The sequence below is a fragment of the Sinomonas susongensis genome (assembly GCF_005877005.1).
Lineage (GTDB): Bacteria > Actinomycetota > Actinomycetes > Actinomycetales > Micrococcaceae > Sinomonas > Sinomonas susongensis.
The window spans coordinates 1-7,247 of sequence record NZ_SSNH01000023.1 but is presented as its reverse complement, the minus strand read 5'-3'; the positions used below and the strand labels follow the sequence as shown (position 1 = coordinate 7,247).

The 7,247-nt window shown below is 71.1% G+C and carries 6 protein-coding genes and 1 pseudogene; 6 read left to right on the top strand and 1 reads right to left on the bottom strand.

What is annotated here, in order from left to right:
- The 6 genes and pseudogenes from E6A21_RS18260 to E6A21_RS17590 all read left to right on the top strand — a co-directional run.
- Positions 1–120: pseudogene (locus tag E6A21_RS18260) on the top strand (IS30 family transposase); the annotation flags it as partial.
- Positions 121–380: 260 nt separating this feature from the next.
- Complete coding sequence (locus E6A21_RS17610; protein WP_138445472.1) at positions 381–1,130, top strand: NUDIX hydrolase; 750 nt, start codon at positions 381–383, stop codon at positions 1,128–1,130.
- Positions 1,127–2,443, top strand: a complete 1,317-nt coding sequence (gene nadA / locus E6A21_RS17605) for a quinolinate synthase NadA (RefSeq protein WP_138445471.1) — start codon at positions 1,127–1,129, stop codon at positions 2,441–2,443. Before E6A21_RS17610 ends, nadA begins: the two co-directional genes overlap by 4 nt.
- On the top strand, positions 2,440–4,179 hold the full coding sequence (gene nadB, locus E6A21_RS17600) for an L-aspartate oxidase (RefSeq protein ID WP_246036618.1): 1,740 nt from the start codon (positions 2,440–2,442) through the stop codon (positions 4,177–4,179). Before nadA ends, nadB begins: the two co-directional genes overlap by 4 nt.
- Positions 4,180–4,232: 53 nt before the next feature.
- Positions 4,233–5,153 carry a carboxylating nicotinate-nucleotide diphosphorylase gene (gene nadC, locus E6A21_RS17595; RefSeq protein ID WP_171041467.1) on the top strand — a complete coding sequence of 307 codons (921 nt, stop codon included), beginning with the start codon at positions 4,233–4,235 and terminating at the stop codon, positions 5,151–5,153.
- Complete coding sequence (locus E6A21_RS17590) at positions 5,150–6,307, top strand: cysteine desulfurase family protein (RefSeq protein WP_138445470.1); 1,158 nt, start codon at positions 5,150–5,152, stop codon at positions 6,305–6,307. The genes nadC and E6A21_RS17590 overlap by 4 nt, the downstream gene beginning before the upstream one ends.
- Before the next feature lie 255 nt (positions 6,308–6,562).
- On the opposite strand, the gene E6A21_RS17585 is transcribed toward E6A21_RS17590, so the two are convergent.
- A complete protein-coding gene (locus E6A21_RS17585; RefSeq protein WP_138445469.1) occupies positions 6,563–7,054 on the bottom strand; it encodes a GtrA family protein in 492 nt (163 codons plus the stop codon).
- Positions 7,055–7,247: the final 193 nt, after the last annotated feature.

Genomic DNA, 7,247 nt, shown 5'->3' with positions numbered 1-7,247 from the left:
TCCTACCTCGAGGCCATCGCCTTCGAGATGAACAACCGGCCACGCAAGACACTAGGCTTCAAAACACCACGAGAAGTCTTCCTCGAAGACATCGAACAGGCCGTTGCCAACATGCCTTGAATCCGCCCTGTACCCGAGACGGCGGGAGGTGGGGGGTTTCTGTACCCGAGTCGGTGGGTGGTGGGGGTTTCTGTACCCGAGTGGGTGGGTGGTGGGGGTTTCTGTACCCGAGTCAGCGGGTGGTGGGGGTTTCTGTACCCGAGTCGGTAGGGGCGGGTGCGTCAGAGGAGGACGACGGCGCCGCGTCACTTTTGCTGGCGAGAGCTCCGCAGGCGTATGATGACTTAAAGTCAAATTGACCTTAACTCCGAAGGAGGCCCGTGAGCACCCTCTTCGCAGGCCCCTTCGGTGCGAACGTCTCGGAGCGCGCCCAGCTGCCGCCGTCGTTGGCCATCTCGACGGTCATCTTCGCGCTCAAGCCGAGCCGCGACGAAGGAACCCCCACGCTCTGGCTCCCGCTCGTCCGCCGGGTGAAGGAACCCTACAAGGGGCAGTGGGCGCTCCCGGGCGGCCCGCTGACCGCAACGGAATCGCTCGAGGACGCGGCGCGCCGGAACCTCCGCGAGACCACGGGCCTCGCCCCCGAGTACCTCGAGCAGCTGTACGCCTTCGGCGGCCTGGACCGCGCGAGCCGGCCGAGCCTCGGCAGCCAACGGGTCGTCTCGATCGTCTACTGGGCGCTCGTGCGGCCCATGGAGGCGGAACTCCTCGTAGACGGCGAGGGGGAAGCCGACAATGTCGCGTGGCACCGGGCGGACACGGCCGGCGAGGGCGAGGGCGGCCTCGCGTTCGACCATCGGGAGATCATCGACTACGCCCTGTGGCGCCTGCGCAACAAGATCGAATACGCCCAGATCGCCTACCACTTCCTGGGCGAGACGTTCACCCTCGCCCAGCTGCGCGAGGTCTACGAAGCTGTCCTGGGCCGCACCCTCGACCCCGCGAACTTCCGTCGCCAGGTCAAATCGGTCCCCCAGATCGAGCCGACCGACCAGTTCCTCGAGGGCGGCAAGCACCGCCCTCCCCGCCTCTACCGCTACACCGGCCCTGCCCAAAGGAGCACCACATGACGTCCGTCGCGACCGCCATCGACCTCATCACCCGTGCGCAGGCGGAGCGCCTCGCTGGCGAGGCGCCCGCCAAGGCTGCAAGCACGTGCAGCGCTGACCTTGCAAAGGGCCCCTGGGAGTTCGACGCGGCTGAGGCCCTGCGCGGCCTGCCGTCGTACGGTCCCGGGGCGTCGAGCGCCGACGTCGCGCCGTCGTCGGCCCCTCGGCAGGGCCAGCTCCCGCAGGAGTACAAGGAGGCAGGCGAGGACGAACTGCACGCCCGCATCGTCGCCGCGAAGGAGGCCCTCGGCGACCGCGTCGTCGTCCTCGGGCACTTCTACCAGCGCGATGAGGTCGTCGAGCACGCCGACTTCGTGGGCGACTCCTTCCAGCTCGCCAACGCCGCGCTGACCCGCCCCGATGCCGAGGCGATCGTGTTCTGCGGCGTGCACTTCATGGCGGAGACCGCAGACATCCTCTCGCGGGATGACCAGGCCGTGATCCTGCCCAACCTTGCCGCGGGCTGCTCGATGGCGGACATGGCGGACATCGACTCGGTCCAGGAGTGCTGGGACCAGCTTGAGGAACTCTTCGGGACCGAGCCGGACGAGGACGGCCGGGTACCCGTCATCCCTGTCACCTACATGAACTCCTCCGCCGCGCTCAAGGGCTTCTGCGGTGAGCACGGCGGGATCGTCTGCACGTCGTCCAACGCTGCGACGGTGCTCGAGTGGGCGTTCGAGCGCGGCCAGCGGGTCCTCTTCTTCCCCGACCAGCACCTCGGCCGCAACACGGCGAAGGCCATGGGCGTGCCGCTCGGGCAGATGCCGATGTGGAGCCCGCGCAAGCCTTGGGGCGGCACGGATCCCGAGACCCTCCGCGATTCCCGGGTGATCCTGTGGCACGGGTTCTGCTCGGTCCACCGGCGCTTCAACGTCGCCCAGATCGAGAAGGCCCGCGCGGACTACCCGGGCGTGCGAGTGATCGTCCACCCCGAGTGCCCCATGGAGGTCGTCGACGCCGCGGACGAATACGGCTCGACGGACTACATCCGCAAGGCCATCGCGGCAGCGACGGAGCCGACCGTCTTCGCGATCGGCACGGAGGTCAACCTTGTGAACCGCCTCGCGGCCGAATACCCGCAGCACACGATCTTCTGCCTCGACCCGGTCATCTGCCCCTGCTCGACGATGTACCGGATCCACCCGGGCTACCTCGCCTGGGTCCTCGAGGGCCTCGTCGAGGGCGAGGTGCGGAACCGCATCGAGGTGCCTGCCGAGGTCGCCGAGACGGCGCGCGTGGCCCTCGAGCGCATGCTGGCGGTGCGGCCGTGACCCAGCCCTCGTCTGGGCCCAGGAGCGAGACCCGGAGGCGCAGCTCCGGGGCCGCCCGCACGCTGGGCACCTCGCGCACCCCGCTCAGCCTGGCGATCGTCGGCAGCGGTGTCGCCGGCCTCTTCGCCGCGGTCTCCGCCGCCGAGGCGGGCGCCGCCGTCGTCCTCCTCACGAAGGGGGCGCTCGCGGACAGCAACAGCATGCTGGCCCAGGGCGGGTTCTCCGCAGTCCTGCCTGAGGGCCTCCGAGCTCCTGGCGACAGCGTCGAATCCCACGTCGCGGACACGATGGCCGCGGGGGCCGAGGCCGGCATCCCGGCCGCCGTCGACGTCATGTGCGGCAGCGCGGCCGCCGCCGTGGACTCGCTCCTCGCGAACGGCGTCGCGTTCGACCGGGGCCCCGACGGGCGGATCCTCCTGGGCCTCGAGGCGGCGCACTCGTTCCCGCGCATCCTGCACGCGGGCGGGGACGCGAGCGGGGCCGGCATCACGCGGGCGCTCATCGCGCGCGTTCGCCGCCTTGAGTCCGAGGGGCGCATCGAGGTGCTCGAGCATGCCATGGCTACGGACATTGCGCTCGACGGCGGTTCGGTCGCGGGCGTCGACTATGTTGCGTCCGGCGGGGGCACGAGCGCGAGCGTACGACGCCGGGTGGCGGCCGACGCGGTCCTGCTCGCGACCGGGGGAGCGGGCCAGCTCTTCGCGCAGACCACGAATCCCACCGTCGCGACGGGCGACGGCGTTGCCCTCGCCTTCCGCGCGGGAGCAGTGCTGCGGGACCTCGAGTTCTACCAGTTCCACCCGACCGCCCTCCAGCTGAAGGCGGCCGACGGCACGCTTCGCTCGTCCCTGGTCTCCGAGGCCGTGCGGGGCGAGGGCGCCGTCATCAGGGATTCGTCCGGGCGCCGTTTCGTCGCCGACTACCACCCCCTCGGCGAGCTCGCGCCCCGGGACGCCGTCTCGCGCGCCCTCGCTCTCCACCGCCGTGCCGGCGGAGGCCAGGCGTACCTCGACGCAACCGGGATCGAGGCGGAGCGCGGCGCTGGGTTCCTTGCCCGGCGGTTCCCCAGCCTCGACGCCATGACCCGCGCCGCGGGCTACGACTGGCGCAGAGACCTCCTTCCGATCGGGCCCGCCGCCCACTACTGGATGGGCGGCGTCGCCACCGACGTCGATGGCGCGACGAGCATCCCCGGCCTGTATGCGGCGGGGGAAGTCGCGTGCACCGGGGTGCATGGGGCGAATCGCCTGGCCTCGAACTCGCTCCTCGAGGGAGTCGTGTTCGCCGCCCGGGCGGTCGAGCGGTTCGTCGGCGGCTCCGAGGGGGTCTGGGAAGGCCCGGTTCCCGGCGACGGGAGCCTCCTGCCCTTCGACACCGAGCCAGAGGTGCCGGCCATGACGCCGGCAGACCCGCGAGCGAGCGTCGAGGCCCGCGCCGGCGTGGCCGCGCTCATGGACTCGGAGGCGGGCGTCCTGCGAGATTCCGAGGGCCTCGGACGGGCGGCCCGTGCGCTCGCCGGGAAGCATTCGGATGACCCAGAGACCGGGAACCTGATCCTTGCCGGACGGCTCCTCGTCGCCGCTGCGGCGGCCCGAGAGGAGTCCGTGGGCGCGCACTTCCGCCTCGACTTCCCCGACCGCCGACCCTTGACGGAGGGCAGCACCGGCCGACGCACTGCGGAAGCCGGAATCGACGTCGTACGCCAGCCTGTCCTGGCGGGAAAGGCCGCATCATGACGGCGAACACTGTCCAAGCCCAGGCTGCTCTGCCGCTCGTCTCGGCGTCCCGGATGCCTCTGTCCCCGATGCCTCTCCCGCCGGCCGCGCTGCGGCGCGTCCTCGAGGCCGCCTATGCCGAGGACGCGCCGCATGGGGACCTCACGTCGCTCGTCCTGATACCCGAGTCGGCCCGGGCCACCGCCGAGCTCCGCGCGCGCGTTCCCGGAATCTTCTCGGGCGGACCGGTCGTCGAGGCTGGCTTCCGGATGCATGACCCGGAGGCCCGGGTCGAATTGCCGGTCGCGGAGGGGGCACCCTTCGAGGCGGGAACGGTGCTGGCCCGCATCACGGGCCGAGCCAGGGAACTCCTCACGGCCGAGCGCGTTGTGCTCAACCTGGTCCAGCGGATGAGCGCGATCGCCACCCTCACGGCGCGCTACGTCGAGCTGACCGCGGGGACCAAGGCACGCATTGTGGACACCCGCAAGACGACGCCCGGCCTCCGTGAGCTCGAACGCTATGCGGTCCGCTGCGGCGGCGGTCGCAACCACCGCTTCAGCCTCTCGGACGCCGTGATGGCGAAGGACAACCACCTCGCCGTCCTGACGGGTGGCGACCCCGCGAAGCTCACTGACGTGCTCAGTGCCGCGCGCGACCGGCTCGGGCACACGACGCACTTCGAGGTCGAGGTCGATGCAATCGAGCAGATCGAGCCTGTGCTCGCTGCCGGGGTCGACACGATCATGCTCGACAACTTCACGCCCGCGCAGCTGAGGGAAGGCGTCGCGCTCGTCGCGGGGCGGGCGATCGTCGAGGCGAGCGGAGGCGTGAACCTCGGGACGGTCGCGGAGATCGCAGCCGCCGGCGTGGACGTCATCTCGGTCGGTGCGCTCACGCACTCTGTCGCCAACCTCGATCTGGGGCTCGATGTCGTGCTTGACACTTCGGAGCCCGTCGCCCCGGAGCCCGTCCCGGAGGGGATCCTGCCATGATCTACCTCGACGCCGCGGGCACGACGCCCGTGCGCCGCGAGGTCCTCGAGGCCATGTGGCACTACCTCACGGGCGACTTCGGGAACGCTTCGAGCCACCATGAGCTCGGCGAGCGGGCACGGAGCGCGCTGGAGGCCGCGCGCACCGACGTCGCCCGCGTCCTGGGCTGCCGTCCGGGCGAGGTGACGTTCACGTCGGGCGGCACGGAGGCGGACAACCTCGCAGTGAAGGGGATCGCGCTCGCGCGGCGGGCGGCCGACCCGCAGCGGTCGAGGGTCGTCGTGAGCGCCATCGAGCACCCGGCGGTCCTTGAGTCCGCGCGGAGCCTCGCGCGCCTGCACGGGTTCGCGGTCGACGTCGTCCCCGTCGACGGCGCGGGACGGGTCGCCCCTGAGGCGCTCGCCGCCGTCGTCGGTCCGCAGACCGCAGTGGTCTCCGTGATGTACGCGAACAACGAGGTCGGGACGACCCAGCCGATCGCGGAGCTTGCCGCGGTTGCGCATGCGGCGCGCGTGCCGTTCCACACTGACGCCGTGCAGGCAGCCGGCGCGCTCCCACTCGGCGTGCGCGATCTCGGTGTCGATGCACTGAGCATCTCCGGTCACAAGCTCGGGGCACCCAAGGGGGTCGGCCTCCTGTACGCCTCAGGACGCCTGAGCGTGGAGCCGCTCGTCGATGGCGGGGGCCAGGAGCGCGGGCTGCGCTCGGGCACGGAGAATGTCGCCGGCGCAGTCGCGCTCGCGACTGCCCTTCGCCTCGCGGAAGCCGAGCGTCCGACGGCGGCACCCCGTCTCGCAGCGCTCCGCCGGACTTTCGTGGACCGCGTGACCGAGCTTGTGCCCGACGCCGTGCCCACCGGTGACCCCGAGCAGCGGCTGCCCGGGAGCGCGTCCTTCTGCTTCCCACGGGTCAGCGGCGAATCCGTGCTGCTCGAGCTCGAGCGGCGCGGCGTCATCTGTTCGTCGGGCTCGGCCTGCGCGGCGGGGTCGAGCGATCCTTCGCATGTACTTCTGGCTCTCGGCCTCGACGCCGAGACGGCGCAGACAGCAGTGCGTTTCACACTGCCGTCGACGATCACGGGCGACGAGCTGGAGGCCGCCGCCCTCGCTCTCTCCGATTCCTACGCCGCCGTGACGGGAATCGCCCGGCGGTAGTCGGGAGGGAGCGCCGGGTTCCCCAGTTTTAGCGCCGGGTTCCCCAGCTTCAGCGCCGGGTTCCCCAGTTTTTCGGCTGTCGCACCCCCGACACGCAGAAGACTGCTGCTGTTCCTCGGCGCGTCGAGGAGATCGACCCGGAGAAGCTGGGGAACTGGGAGCAGAAGCTGGGGAACTGGGAGCAGAAGCTGGGGAACCCGGCCCGAGAGCTGGGGAACTGGGAGCAGAAGCTGGGGAACCCGGCCCGAAACCGACCTAGGCGTTCCGCGCCCGGCGGAAGACCCAATAGCGCAGCAGGACGAAGCGCGCCGCCGTCGCAACCCATCCCGCGACGGTCGTGGTCCACAGCTCCTCGGCGATGCCCGCGTTGGGCTCGGCCCAGAGGAGGGTCCAGAGGCTCCCGCTCGTGAGCGCAAGGGCGATCACGAGGGCCACGAGGCCGTGCAGGTGGTCGTGGAGCCGGCGGCGGCTCCCGCGGATGCGGAAGGTGAACCGACGGTTGAGCTCGGTGTTGAGCAGTGAGGTCACGATGAGCGCGACGGCGTTGGCTGCCGTCGGCCCGACTGGGATGCGGAGGGCCGCGTAGAGGCCCATGGAGGCCGCGGTGCAGACAACGCCCACGCCGGTGAACCGCGCGAGCTGCCGAGCGACAGGACGACGGACGGCTCCCCGGATCCGGCCCCACCGTGCTGAAACGGTGAGGTCCGACCGGGGGCCTTCCGTCATCGTGGGGCTTGTCGGTCTCATGGCTTCAGCGTGCCACCGACTTCTGTGCCCCCGCTGTGCCGCAGCGATGCCTGGAGCATGCCTGGCTCACCTGCGGGGGAGGGGTCGGTTGGCGATGACGGGGGAGGTGCCGGTGTGGCCGTTGCGGGCGGCGGCGATGGTGTGGATGCGGTCGCGGCAGGCGTACCAGCCGATGACCATGAGGATGATGGCG

Bases quoted from the DNA above. Each gene is read 5' to 3' on its own strand.
- nadA (WP_138445471.1), top strand. From the start codon at position 1,127: ATGACGTCCGTCGCGACCGCCATCGACCTCATCACCCGTGCGCAGGCG.
- nadC (WP_171041467.1), top strand. From the start codon at position 4,233: ATGCCTCTGTCCCCGATGCCTCTCCCGCCGGCCGCGCTGCGGCGCGTC.
- E6A21_RS17590 (WP_138445470.1), top strand. From the start codon at position 5,150: ATGATCTACCTCGACGCCGCGGGCACGACGCCCGTGCGCCGCGAGGTC.
- E6A21_RS17585 (WP_138445469.1), bottom strand. From the start codon at position 7,054: ATGAGACCGACAAGCCCCACGATGACGGAAGGCCCCCGGTCGGACCTC.